Source organism: Streptomyces sp. NPDC045968, from assembly GCF_056430475.1.
In genome coordinates this window covers 206,687-232,767 of record NZ_JBWKLF010000007.1, presented here as the reverse complement: position 1 = coordinate 232,767, position 26,081 = coordinate 206,687, and the positions used below count along the sequence as shown (strand labels likewise).

General features: G+C 69.4%; 22 protein-coding genes. 13 read left to right on the top strand and 9 right to left on the bottom strand.

The window, feature by feature from the left end:
• Positions 1–22: 22 nt before the first annotated feature.
• From AC07FA_RS21585 to AC07FA_RS21575, 3 genes are all read right to left on the bottom strand, one after another.
• Positions 23–883, bottom strand: coding sequence for a 3-hydroxybutyryl-CoA dehydrogenase (locus AC07FA_RS21585; RefSeq protein ID WP_479077505.1), 861 nt, complete (start codon positions 881–883; stop codon positions 23–25).
• Positions 884–1,194: 311 nt separating this feature from the next.
• Positions 1,195–1,398 carry a DUF1918 domain-containing protein gene (locus AC07FA_RS21580; RefSeq protein WP_479077504.1) on the bottom strand — a complete coding sequence of 68 codons (204 nt, stop codon included), beginning with the start codon at positions 1,396–1,398 and terminating at the stop codon, positions 1,195–1,197.
• 42 nt (positions 1,399–1,440) lie between these two features.
• A complete protein-coding gene (locus tag AC07FA_RS21575) occupies positions 1,441–2,439 on the bottom strand; it encodes a DMT family transporter (protein WP_479077503.1) in 999 nt (332 codons plus the stop codon).
• On the opposite strand from AC07FA_RS21575, the gene AC07FA_RS21570 reads away from it, so the two are divergent.
• From AC07FA_RS21570 to AC07FA_RS21540, 7 genes are all read left to right on the top strand, one after another.
• Positions 2,438–3,898: an aminotransferase-like domain-containing protein gene (locus AC07FA_RS21570; RefSeq protein ID WP_479077502.1), complete on the top strand. Its 1,461-nt coding sequence runs from the start codon at positions 2,438–2,440 to the stop codon at positions 3,896–3,898. The genes AC07FA_RS21575 and AC07FA_RS21570 overlap by 2 nt on opposite strands.
• Positions 3,899–4,091: 193 nt before the next feature.
• Positions 4,092–4,667 carry a histidine phosphatase family protein gene (locus AC07FA_RS21565; protein ID WP_479077501.1) on the top strand — a complete coding sequence of 192 codons (576 nt, stop codon included), beginning with the start codon at positions 4,092–4,094 and terminating at the stop codon, positions 4,665–4,667.
• 95 nt (positions 4,668–4,762) lie between these two features.
• Entirely contained in the window at positions 4,763–5,914 is a 1,152-nt protein-coding gene (locus AC07FA_RS21560; protein ID WP_479077500.1) for a serine hydrolase domain-containing protein, read from the top strand.
• A gap of 270 nt (positions 5,915–6,184) precedes the next feature.
• A complete protein-coding gene (locus AC07FA_RS21555) occupies positions 6,185–7,153 on the top strand; it encodes an alpha/beta hydrolase (protein ID WP_479077499.1) in 969 nt (322 codons plus the stop codon).
• Positions 7,146–8,306: an acyltransferase family protein gene (locus AC07FA_RS21550; protein ID WP_479077498.1), complete on the top strand. Its 1,161-nt coding sequence runs from the start codon at positions 7,146–7,148 to the stop codon at positions 8,304–8,306. The genes AC07FA_RS21555 and AC07FA_RS21550 overlap by 8 nt, the downstream gene beginning before the upstream one ends.
• Positions 8,307–8,316: 10 nt before the next feature.
• Complete coding sequence (locus AC07FA_RS21545) at positions 8,317–9,609, top strand: sensor histidine kinase (RefSeq protein ID WP_479077497.1); 1,293 nt, start codon at positions 8,317–8,319, stop codon at positions 9,607–9,609.
• Entirely contained in the window at positions 9,606–10,274 is a 669-nt protein-coding gene (locus AC07FA_RS21540; RefSeq protein ID WP_479077496.1) for a response regulator, read from the top strand. The genes AC07FA_RS21545 and AC07FA_RS21540 overlap by 4 nt, the downstream gene beginning before the upstream one ends.
• Here AC07FA_RS21540 and AC07FA_RS21535 read toward each other — a convergent pair.
• The 4 genes from AC07FA_RS21535 to AC07FA_RS21520 all read right to left on the bottom strand — a co-directional run bounded on the left by AC07FA_RS21535 (position 10,268) and on the right by AC07FA_RS21520 (position 14,491).
• Positions 10,268–11,578 carry an MFS transporter gene (locus AC07FA_RS21535; RefSeq protein ID WP_479077495.1) on the bottom strand — a complete coding sequence of 437 codons (1,311 nt, stop codon included), beginning with the start codon at positions 11,576–11,578 and terminating at the stop codon, positions 10,268–10,270. The genes AC07FA_RS21540 and AC07FA_RS21535 overlap by 7 nt on opposite strands.
• 68 nt (positions 11,579–11,646) lie before the next feature.
• Positions 11,647–11,841 carry a hypothetical protein gene (locus AC07FA_RS21530; protein ID WP_479077494.1) on the bottom strand — a complete coding sequence of 65 codons (195 nt, stop codon included), beginning with the start codon at positions 11,839–11,841 and terminating at the stop codon, positions 11,647–11,649.
• A 588-nt stretch (positions 11,842–12,429) separates the two neighbouring features.
• Positions 12,430–13,428: a type I glyceraldehyde-3-phosphate dehydrogenase gene (gene gap, locus AC07FA_RS21525; protein ID WP_479077493.1), complete on the bottom strand. Its 999-nt coding sequence runs from the start codon at positions 13,426–13,428 to the stop codon at positions 12,430–12,432.
• Between the two features lie 106 nt (positions 13,429–13,534).
• A complete protein-coding gene (locus tag AC07FA_RS21520; RefSeq protein WP_479077492.1) occupies positions 13,535–14,491 on the bottom strand; it encodes a GlxA family transcriptional regulator in 957 nt (318 codons plus the stop codon).
• Positions 14,492–14,802: 311 nt separating this feature from the next.
• On the opposite strand from AC07FA_RS21520, the gene AC07FA_RS21515 reads away from it, so the two are divergent.
• The 6 genes from AC07FA_RS21515 (at position 14,803) to AC07FA_RS21490 (ending at position 24,049) form a co-directional block, all read left to right on the top strand.
• Complete coding sequence (locus AC07FA_RS21515) at positions 14,803–15,480, top strand: hypothetical protein (RefSeq protein ID WP_479077491.1); 678 nt, start codon at positions 14,803–14,805, stop codon at positions 15,478–15,480.
• Positions 15,477–17,561 carry an ATP-binding protein gene (locus AC07FA_RS21510; protein ID WP_479077490.1) on the top strand — a complete coding sequence of 695 codons (2,085 nt, stop codon included), beginning with the start codon at positions 15,477–15,479 and terminating at the stop codon, positions 17,559–17,561. The genes AC07FA_RS21515 and AC07FA_RS21510 overlap by 4 nt, the downstream gene beginning before the upstream one ends.
• Before the next feature lie 69 nt (positions 17,562–17,630).
• A complete protein-coding gene (locus AC07FA_RS21505; RefSeq protein WP_479077489.1) occupies positions 17,631–19,679 on the top strand; it encodes a hypothetical protein in 2,049 nt (682 codons plus the stop codon).
• Positions 19,680–19,782: 103 nt separating this feature from the next.
• Positions 19,783–20,514, top strand: a complete 732-nt coding sequence (locus AC07FA_RS21500; RefSeq protein WP_354382619.1) for an SAVMC3_10250 family protein — start codon at positions 19,783–19,785, stop codon at positions 20,512–20,514.
• 66 nt (positions 20,515–20,580) lie between these two features.
• Positions 20,581–22,719: an AIPR family protein gene (locus tag AC07FA_RS21495; RefSeq protein ID WP_479077487.1), complete on the top strand. Its 2,139-nt coding sequence runs from the start codon at positions 20,581–20,583 to the stop codon at positions 22,717–22,719.
• Positions 22,709–24,049, top strand: coding sequence for a serine/threonine-protein kinase (locus AC07FA_RS21490; RefSeq protein ID WP_354382621.1), 1,341 nt, complete (start codon positions 22,709–22,711; stop codon positions 24,047–24,049). The genes AC07FA_RS21495 and AC07FA_RS21490 overlap by 11 nt, the downstream gene beginning before the upstream one ends.
• 218 nt (positions 24,050–24,267) lie before the next feature.
• Here the strand turns inward: AC07FA_RS21490 and AC07FA_RS21485 are convergent, their stop codons facing one another.
• Together AC07FA_RS21485 and AC07FA_RS21480 are read right to left on the bottom strand one after the other, a co-directional pair.
• A complete protein-coding gene (locus AC07FA_RS21485; RefSeq protein WP_479077485.1) occupies positions 24,268–25,314 on the bottom strand; it encodes a hypothetical protein in 1,047 nt (348 codons plus the stop codon).
• Positions 25,315–25,553: 239 nt separating this feature from the next.
• Positions 25,554–26,075 carry a TniQ family protein gene (locus tag AC07FA_RS21480; RefSeq protein ID WP_479077484.1) on the bottom strand — a complete coding sequence of 174 codons (522 nt, stop codon included), beginning with the start codon at positions 26,073–26,075 and terminating at the stop codon, positions 25,554–25,556.
• Positions 26,076–26,081 lie beyond the last annotated feature (6 nt).

Sequence of the window (26,081 nt, the reverse complement as noted above, 5' to 3'; positions counted from 1 at the left end):
CCCTTCGTGAGCGTGCGGCAGATCAGTCGTACGGGTAGAAGCCCGAGCCCGTCTTGCGGCCGAGGCGGCCCGCGTCCACCATGCGCTGGAGCAGCGGGGGAGCGGCGTACAGCGGCTCCTTGTACTCGGCGTACATCGAGTCGGCGACCGAGGCCACGGTGTCCAGGCCGATCAGGTCGGCGAGCTTCAGCGGCCCCATCGGGTGGGCGCAGCCCATCTCCATGCCGTTGTCGATGTCCTCGCGGCTGGCGATGCCCGACTCGAACATCCGGATCGCGGAGAGCAGATACGGGATCAGCAGGGCGTTCACGACGAAGCCGGAGCGGTCCTGCGCGCGGATCGGGTGCTTGCCCAGGACGTCCTGGACCAGCGCCTCCGCGCGCTTCACCGTCTCGTCGGAGGTGGTCAGCGCGGGGATCAGCTCGACGAGCTTCTGCACCGGCGCCGGGTTGAAGAAGTGGATGCCGATGACCTGGTCGGGGCGCGAGGTCGCGACGGCCAGCTTCACCAGCGGGATGGACGAGGTGTTGGAGGCCAGGATCGCGTCCTGCCGGACCACCACCTGGTCGAGCACCTGGAAGATCTCGGTCTTGACCTGCTCGTTCTCCACGACGGCCTCGATGACGAGATCGCGGTCGGCGAACTCACCCAGGTCGGTGGTGAAGCTGAGGCGGCCGAGCGTCTCGTCCCGCTCCTCCTCGGTGATCTTGCCGCGTTCGGCGGCCTTCGAGAGGGAGTTGTGCAGCCGGGTGCGGCCGATCTCCAGCGCCTCGCCGGTGGTCTCCGCCACCATGACCTGAAGGCCGCTGCGGGCGCACACCTCCGCGATGCCCGCGCCCATCTGGCCACAGCCCACCACTCCGACGCGTGCAATGTCGGCCATAGAGTCCGTCACCTCGTGCCTTTCGCTGATCCCTGTGTCGCAGGTTCCCGTCCGGTTCCGGTGCCCGCCTCGACCCCACGACGTTACTCCGTGATCGGGAGCCCGTGACCTGGGGGTCGTACCGTCGGCGGAGCGGCGTGATCCCCGTCACGCGGGCGGTCGGCGGGGGAAGGGTGGCGACGGCTCGTGCGGCGGCGGGGGGAGGGTGGCGACGGCTCGTGCGGTGGCGGGGGGAGGGCGGCGACGGCTCGTGCGGTGGCGGGCATGGGCCGGGGACCCCACTCGGAGGTCCCCGGTGTGCGATCCCGGTTCTACCCCTGTTTGTCCTGCGTGGGCGAGTGCCGCACGACACAGTCCGGGCCGGGAGACTTGATGGATTCGTGTCCGTCGTCATAGCGCAGCCGGTACGGAGGAGTGCCCCCGGCACCGAGCACTTCGATGATCTCTGCGACTCTGTCGTGCTGTCCCACGGTCCTGCCGTGTATCAGCAGCCGGTCGCCGGTGTGTGCCTCCATCGGGAGTGACCTCCTCACGGGTGGCGGTCCCTGTCGACAAGTCTATGACCGTCGGGCGGCCGTGGCCCCTGCGCGCTGGGTGACCGCGATGCAGACGAGCACGGCGACCGCGGCCACCGGAGCGGCCGCCGGGATCTCCTCGCCGAGCAGCAGGGCCGACCAGGCCAGCGTCAGCAGCGGCTGCGCCAGCTGGAGCTGGCTGGCCCGCGCCACCCCGATCTCCGCCATACCCCGGTACCAGATGTACAGGCCGACGAACGTGGAACCCGCCGCCACCCAGACCAGGCCGATGACACCGTGTGCCGTCAGCCGCACCGGTTCGAAGGGCAGCGCGATCGCGGCGCCCGCCACCGCGAGCGGCAGGGCGAGGATCAGGGCCCAGCCGATCACCTGCCAGCCCGGCATGACACCGGCCAGCCTGCCGCCCTCGGTGTATCCGGCGGCGCACACCAGCAGGGCCCCGAACAGATAGAGGTCACCGGCGGAGAGCGCCCCGCCGCTCTGTTGCACGGTGAACGCGATCACCACGGCGGCACCGGCCAGGGCCGCGACCCAGAACGCGCGCGGCGGGCGCGAGCCGGTGCGCAGCGAGGAGAACACCGCGGTGGTCAGGGGCAGCAGCCCCACCACGACGGCCGCGTGCGAGGTCGTCGTGGTCTGGAGGGCCAGCGTGGTCAGCAGCGGGAAGCCCACCACCACGCCACCCGCGACGACGGCGAGGCCGCACCAGTGCCGGCGCTCGGGCAACGGCACCCGGCCCGCCAGCAGCATGGTTCCGGCGATGGCCGCGGCGAGCAGGCTGCGCAGGGCGACCAGCGACCAGGGGCCGAAGCTCTCCAGGCCCCAGGCCGTGGAGGGGAAGGTCAGGGAGAAGGCGACCACACCGAGCACGGCGAGAAGTGTCCCGTTGCCTCCGGCCGGGGCGTGCTCATCGGCGGCTGCGCGGCCCGCCGGGCGGTCCGCACCGGCTCCGGCGGGGCGGTCGGCCGGAGACTCAACTGCTATCGCAGTACGGTGAGTAGCGCTATTCTCTGCTGTCATGCATGAGCGTAGCAGTGTGGCCGAGCTGGCAGAATCTCTCCGCGGTGAACTCGACCGCTACTCACCAGGTGGAAAGCTGCCGTCGAGCCGCGCCCTGGTGGAGCGTTTCCGGGTGAGCCCGGTGACCGTCTCGCGGGCCATCGCGCAGCTTGCCGCCGAGGGACTGGTCGTCACCCGGCCCGGCGCCGGGGCGTTCCGGGCGCAGCCCCGTACCGCCGTGCGCCCGCCCGGCGACACCTCCTGGCAGGAGGTGTCGCTCAGCGCCGACGGAGGCGCCGAAGTGGTGCCGCGTACCGTCGACGCCTCCGGCGTGCTGGTCACGCTCGCCGCCCCGCCGCCCGGCGTGATCGAGTTCAACGGCGGCTACCTTCACTCCTCGCTCCAGCCCGAGCGCGCCATGGCCGCCGCACTGGCCCGCGCCGGGCGCCGCCCCGGGGCCTGGGGCCGCCCGCCCACGGACGGGCTTCCCGAGCTGCGGGCCTGGTTCGCCCGGGAGATCGGCCCGGCCGTGACCGGCGCCGACGTACTGATCACCGCGGGTGGCCAGAGCGCCCTGGCCACCGCCCTGCGGGCCCTCGCCCCGCCCGGAGCGCCCGTCCTCGTCGAGTCGCCCACCTACCCGGGCATGCTGGCGGCGGCCCGCGCCACCGGTCTGCGCCCCGTGCCGGTGCCGGGCGACGCCGACGGCGTACGGCCTGATCTGCTCGCCGCCGCGTTCCGGGCGACGGGTGCCCGGGTCTTCGTCTGCCAGCCGCTGTTCCAGAACCCGACCGGTGCCGTGCTGGCGCCCGAACGCCGGGGGGAGGTCGTCCGGATCGCACGCGAGTCGGGCGCCTTCGTCGTCGAGGACGACTTCGCCCGCCGTCTCGTCCACGAGGACGCGGGACCGCTGCCCGAGCCGCTCATGGCCCAGGACGAGGACGGGGTCGTCATCCACGTCTGCTCCCTCACCAAGATCACCTCGCCCAGCCTCCGCGTCGGGGCCCTGGCCGCCCGCGGGCCCGTGCTGGAGCGCCTGCGCGCCATCCAGGTCGTCGACAGCTTCTTCGTCCCCCGGCCCCTCCAGGAGGCCGCGCTCGAACTGGTCGGCTCGCCCTCCTGGAGCCGCCATCTGCGCACTGTCGCGGCCGCGTTGAAGGAGCGCCGCACCGCGATGACGACCGCGCTCCGGCTGGAACTGCCCGAACTGACCCTGCCCCACATCCCGTCGGGTGGCGGCAGCCTCTGGCTGGGCCTTCCCGACGCGTGGACCGACACGGCGGAGTCCGTGGTGGTCTCCGCGGCGCTGCGCGCGGGCGTCGCCGTCGCCCCCGGCCGGCCGTACTTCTGCGCGGAGGCACCGGCGGGCCGTATCCGGCTGAGCTTCTGCGCGGTCTCCGGACCGGCCGAGATCACCGAGGGCGTACGCCGCCTGCGCACCGCCTGCGACGAACTCCGCGACGCTGCGGGCGCGGGGTGACGGGGCTCGTGCGAGGGCGGGGCCGGGGCGGGCCTCGCGCCACCGCCCGGGTGGGCTTGAAAAGCAAGCCCGTCCGGTAGATCACCAGGCGATTTCCGGCCGACCCAGGCCCTGAGCGAGCGGGGCCCGTCCCGCCCGGCCCGTCCGTACCGCCCCCTTGACCGGCGTGGCGTTCGGCTCCACGATCGCGGCCATGAGTGCTCGAGTCTCTCTGGTCGCCGCCGCGCGCAGCTCCGCCCTGCTCGCTGAGCGCTTCGAGGACGACCGGCCGCTCGACCACGCCGGCTGGCACGAGATCCAGCTCACCGCGCACACCCTCCTGCCGCTCGGCGCCGCCGAACTGCGCTACTGCTCACCGACCCCGCGCAGCCGTGCCACCGGCGACGCGCTCGGCTTCGCGCCGATGGCGCAACCCGCGCTGCGCGACTGCGACATGGGCCGCTGGCGCGGCTGGACCCTGGCCGAGGTCGCCGCCCGCGAACCGGTCGCGGTCGACGCCTGGCTCTCCGATCCGCGCTCCGCCCCGCACGGCGGTGAGCCGCTGATGGCCTTCATCTCGCGGATAGGGGGCTGGCTCGACACCCGCCCGGCCTGCGACGGATTCATCGTCGCGGTCGCGGAACCCTCGGTCGTGCGGGCCGCCCTCGTCTACGCGCTCAAGGCCCCGCCCGCCACGTACTGGAACGTCGACGTCCGGCCGCTGTCCACGGTCACGCTCACCGGAGGGCCGGGGCGCTGGAGCCTGAGCCTGGAAGCGGCACCGCGCTGAACGGAAGCGCGCCCACCTCTTCCGGCCTGTCCGACCAGTCGGTATGTTGCGGCTCACCGAAGCCACCAGGCTGTGCGCGATACGAGGAGCCCGACGTGCCGCAGATCCACGGTCACTGCCACGACCGATTCGCCGCGGTGCGCGCCGCCTTCGAGGAGAACTTCGCGGAGCGCGAGGAGCTGGGCGCGGCCGTCACCGTCCTCGTCGACGGCGTCCCCGTGGCCGACCTCTGGGCCGGCTGGGCCGACCGGGCCCGTACCCGCCCCTGGGAGCGGGACACCCTGGTCAACGTCTGGTCCACGACCAAGGGCCCGACCGCGCTCTGCGCGCACATACTCGTCGACCGGGGCCTGCTCGACCTCGATGCTCCCGTCGCCGCGTACTGGCCGGAATTCGCCGCAGCGGGCAAGGAGTCCGTCCGCGTACGGGACCTGCTCTCGCACCGCGCGGGCCTGGCGGGGCTCCGGGAGCCGCACACCCTGGCCGAGCTCTACGACTGGGAACTGACCACCGCCCGGCTGGCCGCGACCGAGCCCTGGTGGGAGCCGGGAACCCGCTCCGGCTACCACGCGCTCACCTACGGCTTCCTGGTCGGCGAGGTCGTCCGTCGGATCACCGGACTCCTGCCGGGTGCCTTCCTCCACCAGGAGGTCACGGGCCCGCTCGGCATCGACTTCACCGTCGGTCTCCCCGAGAAGGAGGCGGGGCGGGCCGCCGAACTGGTCCGGCCGCCGGCGGTGACGGGTGCGGCGTCCGCGTTCTTCGCGCAGCTGGAGCCGGTCGCCATCGCCTCACTGGCCAACCCGCCGACGGGCGCGGCCGCGGCGAACACGCGGGAGTGGCGGGCCGCCGAGATCCCCGCGGCCAACGGCCACGGAACGGCCCGCGCGGTGGCGGCCCTGTACGGCATCTTCGCGGGGCGTGGCACCTTCGACGGCAGGCGGATTCTGTCCGAGGAGGCGGCCGAGCGGGTCCGCGAGGGCCAGGGAAGCTGCCGGGACCTGGTGCTGGGCGCGGGCTTCGCGCACGACACCGAGATCGGGCTCGGCCTCTGGCTCAGCGGCCCGAACCGCTCCTACGGCCCCAACCCCCGGGCCTTCGGCCACGACGGCGCGGGCGGTTCCTGCGGTCTCGCCGACCCGGAGGCCGGAGTCGCGATCGGCTACGTCATGAACCGGATGGGCCCGGGCATCGCCGACGACCCGCGCAAGCTGGCGCTGATCGACGCGGTGTACGCGGCGCTGTGACCGGACGCGAACGGTACCGAGGGCCGGGCGGCGGGGACGCGCACGGCACAGAGGGCCGGTGGGGACTGAAGGCCACGGGACGCGAACGGCACAGAGGGCCGGCGGGGACTGAAGGCCACGGGACGCGAACCCGGCGGGCCACCCCCTACCCGTAGTACCTGAGAGCTACCCAGCAGGTGCACCCTCCAGCGGGACGCCGACCACAAGGGCTGATCCATACCTTCGGCACCGGAAGCACACACCGCATCCGGTACGGAAGGACCACTCTCCATGGCGACCCGCCCACGCACCAGCCGACTGCGCCGCACGCTCCTCGCCGCCCTCGTCGCCGCTTCGGTGGCGGTGCCGGTGTCGGGCGCCGCCGGGCCCGCGGCCGTCCCCGCGCCCGCCCCGGCCGACCTCGGCCCGCTCGGGTCCGCGACGCCGGCCGCCCTCGGCGAGCGGTACGCCGCCAGCCGCGCGGGCATCCGGGCGGCCGAGCGTGCGGCCACCGGCCACGGCGACCGGCGACGGGCGGCCGTCCTGCGCGCCATGGCGGGCCCGGACCGCCGGTTCCTCTCCTTCGACGGACGCGACGGTGGCCGTACCACCGAAGTCTTCGGGGACCTCGCACGCGCCCGGCGCATCGCCGTGCTCGTGCCCGGTTCGGACACCAGCCTCGACTCGTACGGACGCCTCGGCGCCGGCGCGGAAGCGCTGCGGCGCGAACTCGGCGACGGCGCGGCGGTCGTCGCCTGGCTCGGCTACAAGCCCCCGGGCACCGTGAGCCGCCAGATCCTGACGGACGGGAGCGCAACCGCGGCAGCCCCCCGACTCGCTCGTTTCATACGGGAGTTGAGCGACTCCGCGCCCGGCTCACGCACCACGCTGCTCTGCCACTCCTACGGTTCGGTCGTCTGCGCCCGGGCCGCCGCGGGCCTCCCGGTCGCGAACATCGTGCTGTACGGCAGTCCCGGTACCGGCGCCGAGAACGTGCGGAGCCTGCACACCGCGGCCACCGTGTGGGCGGGCCGCGGCGGCGACGACTGGATCGCCGAGGTCCCGCACACGAGGCTCCCGCTCGGCTTCACGACCGTCGGCTTCGGGGCCGACCCCGTGTCGCCCGCCTTCGGGGCCAGGGTCTTCGACGCGGGACCCGGCGGCCACAGCGACTACCTCCGCCCCGGTTCCGTACCGCTGCGCGCCATGGCCCGGATCGTGAACCGGCAGGCCGTGAACGAGGGGCGCCACGATGCGTGACCTCGTACGGACCATCGAGGCCGCGACCCCGCCCGGCCGTGACCGCGCCGTCGACGCCCTACGGGCCCTCGCCATCCTCGGAGTGGTCATGGGTCACTGGCTGGTGACCGCCCTGGTCGCCGACAGCGGCACGGTGCGGGCCGCGAGCCCCCTTCAGCACATGCCCCAACTGATCCCCGTCTCCTGGGTGTTCCAGACGCTCGCCGTGTTCTTCCTGGTCGGCGGACGCATGGGCGCGCAAGGGTACGCATCGGCCCGCGCCCAGGGGACGCCCTACCGGCGGTGGCTCGGCGCCCGGCTGGCCCGGCTGTTCCGGCCGGCCGCCGCTCTGCTCGCCGTCTGGGCGGTGGCGGTGGGCGCGATGGCGGCGGCGGGCGTCGGCCACGCAACCCTGTACACGCTCTGCAAGCTGGTCCTTTCGCCCCTCTGGTTCCTGCTCGTCTACGCGGTACTGACCGCCGCCACCCCGCTGGTGGCGAAGGTTCATCCGCTGTGGCCGCTCGTCGTCGTGCTCCACGTCGACCTGCTGCGCTTCGGGGCCGACGCACCCGCCGCGCTCGGCTGGATCAATGTGGCGGCCGGCTGGCTGGTCCCGTACTGCCTGGGCGCCGCCTGGGCCCGGGGCGGACTGCGGGGGCGTACGACGGGATGGGTCCTGCTGGCCGGGGGAGCGGTCGCCACCCTGCTCCTCGTCCTGTTCGCCGGCTACCCGGCGTCCATGGTCGGCGTGCCCGGCGCCGCGGTCTCCAACCTCAACCCGCCCACCCTCGCCGCCGTGACCTTCGGCCTCGCCCAGTGCGGCGCGGCCCTGTTGCTCCTCGGCCCGTTGCGGCGCGTGCTCGCCCGGCCCGCCGCCTGGGCCGCGGTGGCCCTGGCCAACCTCTCCGCGATGACCATCTTCCTCTGGCACCAGACCGCCATGATCGCGGTCACCGCGACCGGCCTGCTCGCGGGCGGCCCGCTGCCGGGACTGCACACCGTCCCGGCCGGTGCGGCCTGGGTGCTCGCCAGACTGGCCTGGCTGCCGGTGTTCGCGGTGGCCCTGCTGGCGTGCTGGGCGGCGTTCCGTACGTACGAACAGGGGCGGCCCGGCAGCTCCCGGGTGGTGCGCGAGGCGCGCCCCGACCGATCGGTGGAGGCGCACAGTGCCTAAGGTGCATCACGTGAAGCTGACGGGGGCGGGTACGGGGAAGCGGCTGACGACCGCGATACGGAGGTTGCCGCGCACCCTGCGCGAGGACATGTGGACGGGGGCCGCCGACCCGCTGCCGCGCATGGGGGAGCCGGGCTGGCCGGTCTGGCGCCCGGTGTTCTGGATGGTGCTGGTGCTGCTCGCGGTGGCCCTCGGCGTGATGAACGTGAGCTCCTTCGGCCGGGAAGGCCAGGCGATCACCTGGTACGCCGTGCTGATCCCCGTGCTCCAGTCGGCGGCACTCATCGCCGCGATGTCCCGGCCCATGCCGGCCTGGTGGGCGTCGGTGGTCCTCACGGTCGTCACCGCCCGCCTGTCGGAACCGCTGGTCCACCGGGACATCCTGTACCCCTGGTCCATTTCCGCGATCGCCCTGATGAGCGCGGTGCTGTTCCTGGTGGCGTCGCGGGTGCGGCCGTGGAGTGCGGTGCGTGCGCTGGCCCTCACCGTCCTCACGGGGGCGGCCTGCCTCACCTTCACCACCCAGGCACACAACTACAACGCCGAACGGGCCATCCCCTTCTTCCTCGTCGCGACGGTGCTCGGCGCCGCGCTGCGCGGCATCCGGGTGGCCCGCGGCCAGCTCGTCGTCCAGGCGGAACTGACCGCCGGGGAACGGGCCCGGCGCACCCTGCTCGAAGAACGCAACCGGATCGCCCGCGAGCTGCACGACGTGGTCGCCCATCACATGACCGTGATCTCCATCCAGGCACAGGTCGCCCCGCACCTGGTCGAGGACCCCTCCGACGCACTGCGGGAGAACCTCGCCTCCATCCGCCAGAACGCCGTGGACGCGCTCACCGAACTGCGCCGGGTTCTGGGCGTGCTGCGCACGGAGGACGCGGTCTCCGAAGGCGCGCGGCACGCGCCGCAGCCCACGCTCGACCGGCTGGAGGAGCTCGTCGGCGCGGTACGCGGCGCCGGGATCGCGGTCGTCACCGAGTCGACGGGAGAACGCCGGCCGCTCTCGCCGGGCGTCGAACTGTCGGCGTTCCGCATCGTGCAGGAGGCGCTGAGCAACGTGATGCGCCACGCGCCCGGAGCGCGCGTACGGGTGGAGACCGGCTACCACTCGGCGGCGGTCACCGTCCGCGTCACCAACACCGCACCCGACCGCGCGCCCGCCCCCTCGCGGGGCGCGGGTCACGGACTGCTCGGCATGCGGGAACGTACCGTCATGCTGGGCGGAGACTTCGCCAACGGCCCCACCGCCGAGGGCGGTTACGAAGTCGTGGCCACGCTTCCCCTGGAGGACCCCGTATGACCATCCGCGTGCTGATCGCCGACGACCAGATGATGGTCCGCCAGGGGTTCACCGTGCTGCTCGACGCAGAGCCGGGCATCGAGGTCGTCGGCCAGGCCATGGACGGCCTCGACGCGGTGGCCAAGGTGGCCGAACTGGCCCCCGACGTCGTCCTGATGGACATCCGGATGCCCGGTCTCGGCGGCATCGAGGCGACCCGCCGCGTCACGGCGGAGCCCGACGCCACCGTCAAGGTCCTCGTCCTGACCACCTTCGACCTCGACGAGTACGTGTACGAAGCGCTGCGCGCGGGCGCGTCCGGCTTCCTCCTGAAGGACGCGTCGGCGGCCGAACTGGCCCATGCGGTACGGGTGGTGGCGGCCGGTGAGGCCCTGCTCGCCCCGAACATCACCAAGCGGCTGATCGCCGAGTACTCCCGGCTGGCCGAAGCTCCCCGCGCACCCCTCAAGGACCGCCTCGGAGACCTGACACAGCGCGAGACGGAGGTGCTGTCCCTGATCGCGCACGGACTGTCGAACGCGGAGATAGCGGTACGCCTGGTGGTCGCCGAACAGACGGTGAAGACCCATGTGAGCCGCATTCTCGTCAAACTGTCCCTGCGCGACCGCACCCAGGCCGCGGTCCACGCGTACGAGACGGGGCTGGTGCGCCCGGCGGGCTACTGACCGGATCGCCCAGCAGTCCGGGCGGGAAGCGTCCGTCCCAGGCGGGCGAGCGGCGACAGACCCATCATCACCGGGGACAGCATCATGCCCGCGGCCGTCACCAGGAGGCTGGTGCGCAGCCCCCACTCCATCGCGAGAAAGCCGCCGAGCAGGGAGCCGAGCGGGGCCATCCCCATGCCGACGAACGTGATCGTCGCGGCCGCGCGGCCCTGCATTCCGTCCGGAGTGACGGCCTGCCGCACCGCCATGACCGTGACATTCACCAACTGGCCGGCGGTCCCGAACACGAAGTTGATCGCCAGCAGCGCGGAAACCGTCGGAGCGGAGGAGCCGTGCAGCGCGGGCACACACAGGAACACGCCGTCGCCGAGTGCCGCCGCGGACACGAGCACCGTGCCGTAACCGAACCGGCCCGGCAGGCGGGCGGCCAGCATCGAGCCCACCAGTGCGCCTGGTCCCGTCGCCGCGAGCGCCAGCCCGACGGTGGCGCCCGACAGGTGCAGTTCCCGCGGCAGGAAGAGCAGATAGACGGTCATCATGGCCGCGAAGGAGAACTGGAAGGCGGCCGAGGCGAGGCACACGCTCCGCAGCGAGGTGTCGCGGACGACGAAGCGGAGGCCCTCATGGATACGTCGCCCTACCCGAGGGGGACGTTCCGAGCGCTCCGGGACCGATTCGGTCCTGCGTATCCGCCGGATCGACAGGAACGACAGCGCGAAGAACAACGCGCTGGAGGCCGCGGCGATCGACGCCGACAGGAGTGACACCAACGCCCCGCCGAGGGCGGGCCCGCCGATCTGTGCGGCGGACCGGCTGCCCTCGAGCGCGCTGTTGCCCTGGAGCAACTGATCGCGTTTCACCAGCCGTACGAGAGACGCCTGGTAGGCCACGTCGAAGAACACGGACAGCGCCCCGACGGCGAAGGTGACCAAGAACAGCGCGGGCAGGCCGAGCCGGCCCAGGAGAGCGGCCGCGGCGGCGGCGCCCAGTATCAGGGTCCGGCCGGCGTCCGTCAGCACCATCACCGTGCGGGTCCGCCACCGGTCCACCCAGGCACCGACGAAGAGCGAGAGCAACAGGATCGGTGCCTGCCCCACCGCGCGCAGGACCCCCAACTCGCCGGCGCCGGCGTCGAGCGTCAGGACGGCGAAGAGCGGGAGGACGATCAGGGTGGTGTGTTCGCCGAGTTGGGAGGCCGTCTGGCCCGCCCAGAGTCTGCGGAAGTCGGGATCCCGCCACAGACGTGGCGGAACTGACCGACCGGAACCGGATGCGGCGGAGGAAGCGGAGGAAGTGGACGGCACGGGGGCCCCTTGGGTTGCCGACGGCGCAAGCCCCAGTCGGCCGGGGCCGCTCGTGCGGGCGTTCGCCTCTAACCGCCGTCACCGGTGGTCCCGTTGAGGCCCCGGCGCCGTTTCCTCTCGGAGCGGCCCACCGCCTTGCCTGCGGCGAGCGTCAAGGCCGCCACCACACGGACCCAGCGGGGCCCGCCCCGCTCCGCCCACACCACACACACGCATCCGCCGACAGCAAGCGCCAGGACGCCGAGCAGTACCAGAACGATCATGTTTCCACCTCTGCGTTCATTCGTTCGTTCCTGCTGATCGTCTCAGGCCAGAAATCAGTGGAGCCGCACTCCCGTGTGCCGTTACCGTGCTCCCGCCCGCAGTCGCCCCGTCAAGGACGTGCCGATGTACACCAAGTGAGACCCCCCGAGCGCTGATCCGTCGCGCGTCGCACCTGTGCGACGTGCTCCTTTTCGCTGCGGTCTTCTCACTGGAACCGGTGTATCTCTGTGTCCAAGAACTGGGTGGTCGTGCCCACTTGCCTGCTGATCGTTCTCCGCCGCTGCCACAGGTGCGCGTCCGGCCCGGCAGCCGAATGGCTCCAGGACCCGGTCGCACCGCGCCGTGACGTGGGCGGCCCGGGTCGAACCGGGCGGCCGGCCTGGCAGTCGCCGTACGGTCCGCCGCAGCACCGGGCGCACCGCGGCCGGTGGGCGCCTGTGCCGGGGCTGACCAGCCCCCGGTCGGCTGTGGGGCGCGGATATTTGTGCGGCCGGTGCGACTGACCGGTCCTGTCCAGCGGTGTCCGATTCGCCGGACGGGCTTGCAAGTCAAGCCCGTCCGGCGATTGGGGGCTCACCGGTTTCCGGTCAGCCGGCGGCGAGGAGTTCGAGCGTATCGATCACGCGGTTCGAGAAGCCCCACTCGTTGTCGTACCAGGCGACCACCTTGACGTGGCGGCCGTCGACGCGGGTGAGCGCCGAGTCGAAGATCGACGAGGCCGGATTGCCCGTGATGTCGGAGGACACGAGCGGGTCGTCCGAGTACTCGAGTACACCCGCGAGTGGCCCCTGCGCCGCGGCGCGGTACGCCGCCAGCACGTCCTCGCGCGTCACGTCGCGCGCCACGGTCGTATTGAGTTCCACGATCGATCCCACCGGAACCGGCACGCGGATCGAGTCGCCCGACAGCTTGCCGTCGAGGTTCGGCAGCACGAGGCCGATCGCCTTGGCGGCGCCCGTCGTGGTCGGCACGATGTTGACAGCGGCCGCGCGGGCGCGGCGGGCGTCGCGGTGCGGCCCGTCCTGCAGGTTCTGCTCCTGCGTGTAGGCGTGCACCGTCGTCATGAAGCCGTGCTCGATGCCGGCAAGGCCGTCGAGCACCGCGGCCAGCGGCGCAAGCGCGTTGGTCGTGCAGGAGGCGTTCGAGACGATCGTGTGCGCGGCCGGGTCGTACGCGTCGGTGTTGACCCCGAACGCGAGTGTGACATCGGCGCCGTCCGCCGGCGCGCTGATGAGAACCCTCTTCGCGCCCGCGTCGATGTGGGCGCGGGCGGCCGTGGCCGACGTGAAGCGGCCGGTCGCCTCAAGCACGATGTCGACGCCGAGCTCGGCCCACGGCAGCTTCGCCGGTTCGCGCTCGGCCAGCACGGTGATGCGACGGCCGTCGACGACGAGGGCGTCCCCGTCGACGGTCACCGGGCGGCCGAGCCGGCCCGCCGTCGAGTCGTAGGCGAGCAGCCGCGCGAGGGTGGCGGGCTCCGTGAGGTCGTTGACGGCGACGATCTCCAGGTCGCTGTCGCGTTCGAGCAGCGCGCGCAGCACGTTGCGTCCGATGCGGCCGAATCCGTTGATGGCGATGCGAGTCATGAGTGTGTCCCTTCGGGTTCGCCCTCAGGTTCTCGCGCGGCATCCGCCGGTGACAGCGGCGTGATCGCCACGGTCCGAAAGGATCACGCCACGTGGTGGCGGCGGGCTACCGTCCCTGGGTGAAGGTGCGCCGGTACTCGCTCGGCGTGGTGTCGAGGATGCGCTGGAAGTGCAGCCGCAGATTCGCACCGGTGCCGAGACCGACGTCGGCGGCGATCTGCTCGATGCCCCGCTGTGAACGTTCGAGCAGCTCACGGGCCATGTCGATGCGGGCTCGCATGACCCACTGCATCGGCGTGTACCCCGTGTCCTCGACGAAGCGCCGCGAGAACGTGCGCGGCGACACCGCCGCATGCCGGGCGAGCACGTCGAGGGTGAGGGGCTCGCCGAGCCGGTGCAGCGCCCACTCCCGGGTGGCGGCGAACCGCTCGTCGAGCGACTCGGGCACACTGCGCGGCACGTACTGCGCCTGACCGCCGCTGCGGTAGGGGGCCGCCACCAGGCGCCGCGCCGCGTGGTTCGACGCGGACACCCCCAGATCGCCGCGCAGAATGTGCAGGCACAGGTCGATGCCCGAGGCGGCGCCGGCCGAGGTCAGCACGCTGCCCTCGTCGACGAACAGCACGTTGGCGTCGACCTGAACGAGCGGACGCTTCGCCGCGAGGGCCCGCGTGTAATGCCAGTGCGTCGTGGCGCGCTTGCCGTCGAGCAGGCCCGTGGCGGCGAGCGCGAAGGCTCCCGTCGAGATGGCGGCGAGCCGCGCGCCCCGGCTGTGTGCGGCGATCAGCGCGTCGACGACGGCCTGCGGCGGGTCGTCACGGTCCGGGTGCCGGTAGCCGGGAACGAAGACGATGTCGGCCCACGCGAGTGCCTCGAGGCCGTGGGCGACGTAGTACGACAGGCCGTCGCCGCCGGCCACGAGACCGGGTGCCGCGCCGCACACCCGCACCTCGTACGGCATGCTCGCGCGGGTGGTGAACACCTGTGCGGGAATGCCGACATCGAGGGGCTTCGCACCTTCGAGCACGAGGACGGCGACGTGATGCGGGGGTGAGGCTGGCACGGTGAAGAGGGTACGTGGGGCTACGCGCTCAGGGGCCTGCTCAAACGCTCGGGCACACTCGTGTGACTGAGTGGCCGAGTTGGCCCTTTAGCGCTTGAGTTGGCCCTACTGAGCGTTGGTGTTGGCGCGCAGGGTAGCCATTGGCGCGCTGACCTGCTGAGGCTTCGGCAGTTAAAGGGTGCGGCCCCAAACGGCAGGGTGCTGGGCTCATCCTCGTGGACCAGGACTCGGCGATGCTTGGGCACTGAAAAATTGAAGTAGGCGTTCCCGACTTATTGATCTCGCGTGACGGGCGTCACTACGGTGTGTGAATGGATGAGGACTATGAGGCAGACCGGTTCTCGGATGCGGTCCGGCTTCTTCTCCTGATAGCAGCAGTGGCTGAGGACCTGGACGATGCTGCCAAGGTGTCTGCACCGAAAGGCGCAGTCGCAGTGCTGCACGCCGAGGGGCGACTACAGAAGCTCGACTTCTGGCTGCGGAACCCGGATTATCTGGCGGACGAGCTCCTCAACGACTATGAGCGCAGTGGGGAGTCCATCCTTCTCGACCTGGCCGGGAATATCCTAGATTCGGACGAGCCGGAAATCTACGCCATCCCGATGCTTCGCTACCTTTTTGGGGCGTTCGAGGCCTTGGACCGGGCGCTGAGCGTTCTAGTCGCCCCTCGGCTGCTGATCGTCACTCAGCGGCGCACCGTCCATCGCGTTCTGCAGGACAACTACTACCTCACAGCCAAAGGCCGTTCGGTGGCTGAAGAAGCCGCCGAGCGGTTTGCTGAGCTGCAGTGGTACACCGACCGGGCCTTGCTGGTGAAGGCCCTCGCCGAGGGGACGGGGCACTCCGCGCTGGCGCTCCGCCGTCGGCAGTACCTGCAGCGCGACTACGCCGAAACGCCGTTGAACGAGGTCATCCCCTCTATTGCCGGGCGTGCCCGCACCCGACTCGCGCAGCTGCGCGCCGCCAGAGACCAGGGGAGTGCCGCATGAATGCCGAGAGCCTGCCTGTCCCGCAGGAGAGCGAGCTGTACGCGAGGATCGCGGCGATGGTGCCGGACATGGACGCCGAGCGAGCGCGGGCAGTACTGACGGCACACGATGTCAGGCTCACCAGCCCGCTGCCCGCCCGTCGAGAGTTGCGCGTACGACGGCTGTACTGCGAGGGCACCAAAGAAGGAACGGAGGGCAACGACGGCCCCTTCACCATCGACATCCCGCTCGGCTCGGGCCCGTGGGTGATCGCCAGCCGCAACAACTCCGCGGGCAAGTCCAGCTTGCTGTGGGCCCTGAGCTTCGCCCTGCGAGGCGAAGGACTCAAGGACTTCCGGCGCGCCGAGACTGAGGGCTGGTTCTCCTACGTCCGGGCGGATGTCGAGGTCGCCGGCGTCGCCGCGTCGATCCGTCTCACGTTCGACAAGCCCGCCCGCCCCAGAGCCGAACTGCTCACCGCCGACACTATCGATCAACTCCTCGCCCTGGACGGCCGTGAGGAGGACGGACCAGGCGTCCGCAGAGCAGCGTCGGCAGGCCCCGATGGCGTTGGTGAACTCATCGACCGCTTCATGCTCGACCGTCTCGGCCTGCGCCCCGTCTCCGTGTGGAAGGCCAAGGCTGGCGCCCCCAAGGACGCCGACGGCAATCGGGATAGCGCCGAGCAGGTCCACCGCTGGTCGAGCTTCTCCTACGCCATCACTCTCAACTCCGGCCATGACACTAACTTGCTGGGCCCCACCCACTGGGGCCAGCTCCCCGCCCGACTTCTGCAGATCTTTCTCGACGTCCCCTACGCCTCCGAACTCACCCGCGTCACCGCTGAAGAGAAGAAAGAGGGCCAGGAGGGCCGCCACTTTCAACGCCGCGCCAAGGAGGATGCGCTGGCGCGCACCGCACAGACTGAACCCCTGCGCGAAGCGCTGAACCAGGCGAAGGAGCGGCTGTCCAGACTGGAGGCCGGACAGCCGGACCTCACGGGGCTTCTCGCTGACGCCGATGCCGCCGCCCAGCAGGTCGCCCGGCACCAAGCCACGCACCAACAGGCCGAAGAGCAACTGGCCATCGCTCACAAAGCCCGACTCAAGGACGCGCGAAATTCGCGTCGCTCTCGTCAGAGCATGGCTGCGAGACTGTTGCTCGGAGCCCTGGACCCGGAAGCCTGCCCACGCTGCGACCGCGAGATCGACGACAAGCGGCGAGCACAGGAGGACTCCGAACACCGCTGCGCCGTCTGTGCACACCAACTGCCGGAACTTGAGGAAGACCCCGAGGCCCAGGCAGCCGCGATGCAACGCCTAGTCGATCGGGAAAACGCCTCCCGCACGGCGGAGGACCAAGCGCGAGAGGCCGTGCAGGCTGCCGGATCAGTCCTTGAGGCCAGCCGTGCCGCCCATGATCAGGCCCAGCACCGACTGATTGCCGCTCGTTCGGGCGACTGGTACGCCACCCTGGAAGCCGCCCGGCGGGAGGTCTACCAGATCGAGGGAGCTCTCGCCGTGGCCACGGGCACCCACGCCGAGCTCCCAGCCGCAGTCGGTAACTTCGTCTCCGCAGAGAACACCGCAGCCACCGGCCAGGTTGAGGACCCCGACATGTTCGTCCTCGCCGCCGCCACCAAGGTGCTGAAACAAGTCGTGGCTGAGCACAGCCGCGCCCTGTTCAAAGAACTCAACGAAGAGATCGTCCGCATCGCGCGCAAGCTCGGCGTCACCAACCTCACGAGTGTCAGTCTCGACCTGAGCGGACGCGTCAACGCCAAGAAGTCCGGCGCGCCGCGCAAGTTCGAAGACTTTAGCCCCACCGAGCGGCTCCGCATGCGGATCGCCGCAGTGGTCGGAATGATCACGATCGGGCGCAAGCACGGCATCATGTCCCACCCAGGGCTGCTGCTCATCGACGCACCCACTGCGGAGGAACTCGTTCCCGGTGACGCCCGCCTGGTTCTGGAGACTCTCTACGAGACGGCGACCACTGTTCCCGGCATGCAGATCGTGATCACATCGATCGAGGAGGCACTGTGGGAGATCTTTCCCAGCGACCGTATCGTGACGGGTCCTGAAGACCGTCAGCTGTTCTAGTGCTCATGCACAGACAGGGAACCAGCCGTTGAGCCAAGACAAGAACGTGATGTGAGAGGGGGCGGCTCTGTGCACGCTGTCGATGAGCGTCTGGCCGAGTGGGCCGCACGCGCCACCCCCGCGCAACGGCGAGCCGGCCCCACGGTGCACGACCTCGGCGGCATGGACGCGGTCACCGCTGCTGCCGACCACCTGGCGACCAGCCCTTTCCTGCCCTATCTCATCCAGGCAACTGCGCACTATCTGCAGCAGGCCGGCGGTGAGGACGCTGCCCCCCTGTGCGATGCCGTCATCAGCGGCATGCGTAGACAGGACAACCACGCCGCCTTCGCAACCGCTGCTGACGCACTGACCGCCCGTCCCGCCCTCGCTCGAAGCCTCGGCACGCCTCTTACTCGCGCCATGCTCGCCCGCCTCAACGCCGCCCAAGATGCCGGAGACGACCTCGCAGCCGCCCTCATCGGCGCGGAGGCCGCCGACTGCCTCGTGCAGCTCACCCTCGCGGGAGTCACGCGTCCCGCCCAGTTGCTGGGCGCCTTGGACGAGGCGACCGAAGACGCAGCCGCCCTGCCCGAGCCTTTCGCTGCTCGGCTACCGCGGCTGCTGGGTGTCCTTGACGCCCACCACCCCACAGCCGGGCTCCGTGACGCCCTCGAACGCTGCCTTGCACTGGACCACACCTGCCGCGACGCCGCCTTCGAGCTCGCTCTTACCGACCTGCGCCAAGCTCTTGAGCTCGACGGCTACTCCACCATGGCCGCGGACTTGGTACAGGTCCGGCGGCGCCTGGCCGAACTGATCGCCTTGGACCCCGACCGCCTCGACGCCCAGCTCTACCATGCCGCTGTAGACGCCGTCCTTGGCCTCTCCGCCCCAGATGCCTCGGCCCGCGTCCCGGCAGCCGCATCCGCTCTACGCACGGCATTCCAGCGCTACCGGTCCTGGCAGCACCGCACTCACACCCCGGCTTGGGCGACCTCACGCCATGACGACATCGCCGCTTGGGCAGAACTCACCCTCCTGTTGGAGGCGGCCGCCGACCACCTCGATGATGACGACCCGTGGTTTGCGGAGGGCCACGGCATCCTGACCGCGCTCCTGCGTGCCTACACCGCCCACCACACCGTCACCGTCGTCACCGATACCGCCACCGCCGCGGTGGTGGGGACCATGGTGGCCCCTGTCATCGAGGATGCGTTCCTTCGCCAGGAGAACCGGCTTCGGTTCCTCCAATATGCGCTGACGCACGACGAAGACCTACGCGACGATCCTGCGGCCCGACAGCTCCATGCTGCCCTGTGTCGACGCTCCACCAGCCCACAAGCGCCAGCCGCAGCCGTCGAGGCAGGTGATCGGGGAAAAGCCCGACGCTGGCATCTGCTAGCCCACCACATCCCCCCTGCGGACTTCGCCACGTTCGTTGAAGAGACTCCCGCACACATCCTTGATCAGCTGGAACTGGCGCTTCGCAGCCATGAGGACGTCCTAGCAACTGTTGCTGACGCCAAGTACGGCCGTCTCATGGCCCGCCTGATCAGCCAGTTGAAGGAATCCCGTGACTGGCTGCCCGACGTCGCAGACCCGTTCAGCTTGCTCGTCGAAGCGACCGTCCGCTATGCCTTCCTGTGCTACGACATCGGCAGAAAGATGGGCGGCTCCTTCACTGAGTACCTGCGCCTGCGGGACAAGGACAACAAGAAGCAGAAGGTCGACGAAGCTCTTTTCCACCAGCACTACCGCGAAGTCCTCGCAGTGTCCGCGCTGTTCCGCGTCGTCAACTCGGAGGTGATCGACCGGGGCGGGGGACGCGTCGACATCCTGGTCTCTTTCGGGACCGTTCAGTTCAACGTTGAGTGCAAGATCGAAGAGGACGACGCCCGTGAAGCTGGCCTGCGACGCTACGTCGCGCAGGCCGCCGAGTACCAGAACACCAACGTCTCCTTCGCGATCCTGCTCGTCCTGGACAAGACGGTTGGGGCCGAGGGCGCCATAAACCTCTTCGAGAGCATCTGGATTGAAAAGGTCCAACGCGAGGGTGAGCACGAGCCCTGCCAGGTAGTCACCATCCGTGTACCTGGTGGACGAGACAACCCCAACATGCTCCGCTCGGCCCCTTAGATGTCGTCTCAACGATGAGGCCGCTGTCGGTGCGCGATGGCAAGATGAGTGCGTGGTTGGGTGACTGACAGACCGACAAGCGGAACAGCGGGGGGCAACGCCAGTGCGTGAGGTCATCTATTTGTCCGAGGGCAAGCTGAGCGGGTTCCTGCCGGAGCCCCGGCTGGCCCTTCCCACCATCAAACTGCACGCCGGCGTATCGATGGCTGGGATCAATGTGGAGAGCCCCGCGACGGACCTCGACCGGGACCTGTTACGCCACCTCAAACGGGTGGAGAGGGACCTGGAGCGGCGCGCGCCCTCACACCTGGAGCCTGAGCTTGCTCCCGGCCACTGGGTGCAGTTCGAGGCCCCGCTGAGCTGGATCACGCTCCGCGGCAGGTACCAGGACCTCGTGCTGTTCGTAGACCCGGCCCCCAGCCCTCCCGAAGCTGGCGTCACCCGTCGCCTGCTGCTCCACGGGTCGGCTCGTCATCTGAGCGGCCGTCCCCCCGTCCAGATCGACGGACCCGCGCTGACGGACCTAGAAGGCGGAGGTCACAGCGCCGGTACGCTCTTCATCACGCAGGCCGGACACCTCCTTGCTGCACTGACCCGCGACCAGAGTGAGCTCGGCCCCGACGCTCAGGACGACTTCACTTCGCCCGGACCGGCCCCATCCCTGTCCCGGGCTGGCGTTCGCGAGCTCCTTACAGCCCTTGACACGCAGAGTGCCGAGGTCAGCACCTCCGCACTCATGATCGGCTATGCCCGGGTGAGTGCCCTGCTGCCCGCGACGGGTACCGACGGAGGATGTCTGGTTGCGAGCCCCTTGATCGTGGAGTACGTCAGCTAGTGTGCTGGCCGCGCGGAGCCGAGGAGCGCCCCGCGCGGAGCCGAACCGTTCCAGAAGGAGCACGCCATGGAACACGGGACTGAGGCCCTTCGCGGTGTTCCCCTGGAGGTCCAGCAGATCCGTGCCGCCCTGGTACGGGAGTTCGTCGGCCTGCTCGACATGGACGACGTCATGACAGGATCCCCGGCACAGCGCGAGAGGGTCTTTCTCTCCCGGACCCTGGCCGCGAAGGCGGTGCAGGTGATCGCGGACTGTACGGCAACGGAGGCAGCTGCTGCGGTCGTAGACGGAGTGGACGACCAGGGTTTCGACGCCGTGTTCGTCTCGCCCGCGACTACGGAGATCTGGCTGGTCCAGGCCAAGTGGAGCGAGCAGGCCACCGCCCGGCTGGACAGCGTCGCCGTCCAGCAGTTGCTCCAGGGTGTCCAGCACCTCTTCGACTTCCGGTACGAGCAGTTCAACGCGAGGTTCCAACGGCTGGTCCCCAAGATCGACGCGTTGCTTAGCGAGGCAACTCTTCGGGTCCACCTGGTTTTCGCCGCCCTGGGCGACGAAGGCCTCTCGCTTGAGTCAGACGACCTGTTGCACGAACGCGTGAGGGAGTTCAACCGGTTCGGGGAGCTGCTGGATTTCCGGATCCTGGGCGTCCGCGACTTCCACACCATCGTACGAAGGGAGTCCCTGCCCGAGCCTGTAAGGGTCATCGCCACGTTGTCGGACGGCTGGCATCTGAACTCGACCCCCTATCAGACGTACCTCGGCACGATGAGCGCCGAGGAGCTGGCCGGGTGGTACGAGCAGCACGGCACGCGGCTCTTTGACCAGAACGTGCGCTTCGCGCTGGGTGCGACCGACGTCAACGCGACCATGGTCGACAGCCTGCTAAGCGCCCCCCAGGAGTTCTGGTACCTCAACAACGGCATCACGGTGTTGTGTGACTCGATCCAGACCACGTATGTCGCCCGACGCGCTCAAGGTCAGCCGGTTCGGTTGGAGTTGGGCAACGCACGAGTTGTAAACGGCGCGCAGACGGTGGCTGCTGTCCGTCAGGCCCACGAACAGGAGCCGCAGGCGGTCGCCGAAGCGCTCGTCGGGGTCCGCCTCATCTGCCTGAACGGGGCCCCGGACGACCTGGCGCAGCGGATTACACGAGCGACCAACACGCAGAACCACGTGGAAGCACGGGACTTCGCCGCTCTGGATCCCCAGCAGGAGCTCATCCGTCAGGACCTCGCCCTGTCGCTGGGCAAGTTGTACGTTCTCAAGCGTGGCGGCCCGGAGCCGTCACCTGCCGCAGGGTGCACCATGGCCGAGGCGGCGCTCGCCCTCACGTGTGCCTACCCCGATGCCGCTCTGCTCGCCCGGTACCAGGCGGATGGCGATGTCCTGTGGCGCCGCGGCTCGGGCGGCTTCTACTCCAGACTGTTCGACAACCGGCCCGGAGCATTGCAGATCTGGCGATCCGTCAACTTGTTGCGTCAGGTCCGAGACGAGCTAGCGGTCCTGGCCGGCAGCCTTGAAGGACGCGAGCGTGTGCTCGCCGACCGAGCCGAGCTGTTGGTCGCCCACGTGGTCTTCCAGTTGATCGGTGGCGACGGAATCGATGAGCCGGGAGACGACTGGGAAGCACGGGCCCAGGACGCCGTGAAGCGGACAGTCGAGATCCTCGTTGCCCTGACAGACCAGCTGGCCGCTCGTTACGGGCAGCACGCCTTCCTCACCCGGATCTTGCGCGACGAGCAGACTTGCCGACACCTCATTTCGGACGTTCTACAGACCCTGCGGCACGGCGCTGGGAGAAAACTTGTCGCGCCGCCGCGTCCGAACCGTGGACGTCGTCCCAACACCGTGCCGCTCCTAGTCCAGCACCGCCTCATCGACGAGGGGACCCAGCTGATCTACCGTCCCGGCACTGTCACGGAGCGGGACGCCGTGAGCGAATGGCTCAGCGGGGGTCCTGAGCGGTACCTGGCCACCTGGGTCAACGACGCCCGCAAGCCCCTGATCTGGGCACTGGACGGCCAACGCTACTCGCCGTCCGGACTGGTGCTGCGGATCTGGGAGAGAGCCGAGTGGGTCGAACAGCCCGCGGCGGTGCAGGGTACGACGCGGTGGTACCTGCCTGGCGAAGGAACATTGGCCGATCTCGCCAGCGAGCTGCTGGCGGATATGGAAGCGTCGGGCGACGGTCCTGGTGTGGAGTGATGGGCACGTCCTTGACGAGCGCTACGAGCTGAGCCGACGACTCGGCCGTGGCGCCATGGGAGACGTCTGGCTGGCGTACGACCGCCGATCACGGCGAGCGGTGGCCGTCAAAGGCATCCATCGGGAACTTCTCGATCCCCGTCACCCCGAGGAGCTGATCCAGCGCTTCACACTTGAGGCCGACCTGCTGGCGCGTTGGAAGCACCCGGGCATCCCGGCATTCCTCGACGCGCGCGTGGATTCCGTCGCAAGCGATGCCTACCTGGTGATGGAGCACGTCCTCGGGCGGGACCTCACCCAGGTCATCGCGGACGGACACCGTTTACCCGAGGACGAGGTCGTGTCCCTGGCCGTCCAGATCTGCGACGTCCTCGAACACACCCACGCGATCCCCGTCATCCACCGGGACCTCAAGCCCGCCAACATCATGTTGACCGACCATCACCGAGTGGTGGTGCTGGATTTCGGTGTGGCCAAGGTGTTCAGGACGGATCAGACACGGCTGACCCAGAACAACAGGGTCCTGGGCACCGTCGCCTACATGTCGCCTGAACAGTGTGAGGGACGCGATGTCCATCCACGCAGCGACCTGTACTCCCTGGCCTGCGTGCTCTACGAACTGCTCACCGGTATACCGCCCTTCGGCGATGCAAACGTTGCCCGGGTCATGCACTGCCATCGGTACCAAACGCCGGAGCCGGTTAGTCTGCTGTGTCCCGATGTCTCCCCGGCGCTGGAGGCCGTAATTATGGCCGGACTGGCGAAGCGAGCGAGCGACCGTCCGGCTACCGCCGGCGAATTCCGGAGACGGCTCGAGTCGCCGCACGAGCCGCCCGCCACGTGCCCGCCCGCCTCCTCCCGCTCGTTTTCCCCACTCTCTGCCCCAGACGGTCCGGCGCTTGAGATGCTTCCTACTGCCGTGCGGATCACACGCGCGCAAGCACTCTTCGAAGAGGGGCTCATTGCACAAGCCATGCCGACGTACGCCCGCCTCGCACAAGACCTGGCAGATCTCGGTCCGGAGCACTTCGAAGACGCGGTACGGTGCCGTTTCGGTCTCGCAAGGTGCCAGAGGCACCTCGGCTACCAGGAGGAGGCCCTCAAGGCTCTCTCGGCCCTCGCGGACGAGCTGCGGTCCCGGTCACCCGACGACCGTCTGCTGCTAGAGGTCCGCTTCCATGTCGGTCAACTGCTCCTCGACCTGGGTGACGAACATGGCATCACCGAGCTCGCCGAGGTTTACCGGACCCTGACGGCCGCTGCTCGTCCGGAAGACGCGGCAATAACCGCTGAGGTCCGTCGGGCGCTAACCCGCGCCACACTGGGGTGACATCTGGACGGCTCCAGATCGCTCCTCCCCGCAGGAAAGCTACACTCGATGCCCTTTGGTCATGTATAAGGGCGGTTGCCGCACTGCGGCGGTAGCAGATGGACCGACGGGTCTGCAGGACGGCATCAAGGATGACCCGATAGCGCTGACCGACCGGGAAGCGGTCGACGTGATGCTCCGCCGTGTAATGGGCCGTCAGCCGCCCGCGAAGCGAGCGGCTACTTCGCCCGAGTGGGAATGGTCCCTGCCTCGATGTCTGCGGCGAGCTGACGAGCGTGGTCGCTGAGTATTTTCCGTAGGTCAGCGTAGTGGCGTATTGGGTCGGGGCGGGTGAGCTGAAACCATGTGGTGTTCCGGCGCCTTGCCCAGTCCTGCTGGATGCCCACTGGTTGCTCGGCTTCGATGAGGCGAGGGGCGAACAGATGCTCACCACGCGTTACATGGACCCAGATGAACACGGACGCGTCCTGGCGCTTGCGGTCATCGATGACGGGTTGCTTGCCTTGCGGAGACTCCAGTCGACTGGTCAGTTCCTGCCAAGTACTTGAGTCGAGAGCCCAGTTTCGGAGTGCTTCGCGACGGTACTGATAGTCGATGAGTCCGTCGGCTCGGCTGCTGAGTTCTGCAGCTAGGCCGCTTAGGGCGGTCTTGAAGTCCTGTACTTCACGAGTGGATTTCAACCAGATGTGAATGTTGTCTTCGGTGTAAAGCGCCTTCTCGGCGTCGATTCCGAGGTAGCGGGCGGCTTCGGAAGTTGACGCTTGAGTGGCCCATTGGACGAGTTGGATGGCGGCGATCCGCCGGAGGATCTTGTGATCGGTTGGGCCATCAATTTTCTGGAAGTGGCGGGCATACCAGTCCGGCTCCAGGTGGGCCGGAATGTTTTCAGCCCGGTAACCGGTGGGGTGAGGGGCGGTCCATCCAGGAGAGGGGGAGTAGGTGCGGATGAGGGGTGCTGCGGCAGTACGCAAACGTTCTGAGCAGGATATTTCGTACTTGGTAAAGATCTGAGCCCATCCCGCGCGGGCCGGAGTGCCGGTGAAGGTCGAATCGAAGAATTCAGCAAGAACATCATCCAGACTGTCGATCTGCAGCAAGGAGTGGGCAGCGTCGAGGATCGCACCGCAGGCAATAGGGTCGACAGGGGGAGTGTCGTGGGCGCGTACGCCGCCAAGGGCCTTCCGGGCATTGACCTCGATGTCGATAGCCGGGGCGAATGCGGGGTCGACTCGACGGAGACTATTGGGCCACGAGATGGTGATCAATGCGGCGAGTAGATGCAGATCACTGAAATACTCGCGGACTTCGTGGGCGTCGTCTTGGGTTTTGAGGAGGCTGAGGAGATGTTGTTGCAGTGCCTGTAGTCGGTGAGGAGGACGCACGACAGGGGCGGGGGCCTGGTCGAGTTGTGCCCGGCAAGGAGGTCGTCTGAGTTTTCGAGCGGTAGCGGGTAACGGATAGCGGCATGCGGTGGGATGGAGGCCGCGAAAGCCGTCGAAGGGGATCAGTCTTGGTGCTCGGTCATAGTCCGGTGGCCGGCCCACCCTGGGGACAGTCGCGGCCGAGGAAGCACTCGTGCTGTGGACAGGCGAAGACGATTCCAAGGTGCCATTTCCTTCTTCCAGGGGCCGCCGTACTCACGCTGGATTGGGCTTTCATCTCCAGCCAGGCACTGGGAGCAGTAGCGGTCACGTCCCCCCAGAATCCATTTGTCGATCTGTGGAGCGTGACCGTGCAGCGGCGGCAACCAGCGCTGGATCGGGGGGTAGTTGCGACGCCACGTGCTCAGTGTGAGGAGCCTGGCCTCATCGCGCGAAAGCCGGGTGGCTCGGGTGAACTCGTTGATGGACAGACCGGGGAAATCCAGAACGAGTCGGCGCGGGAGATAGCTGCCGCTTGCCGACACCAGGCCAATGGTGCGCCCGAGCTCACCGGGGGTCATGCCGAGCCTGAAGGACAGCCGCAGTAGGTAACCGGGCAGGGACTCGTCAGGCAACGGATCAAGGCTTCGGGGAAGGGGATGCACTGGCGT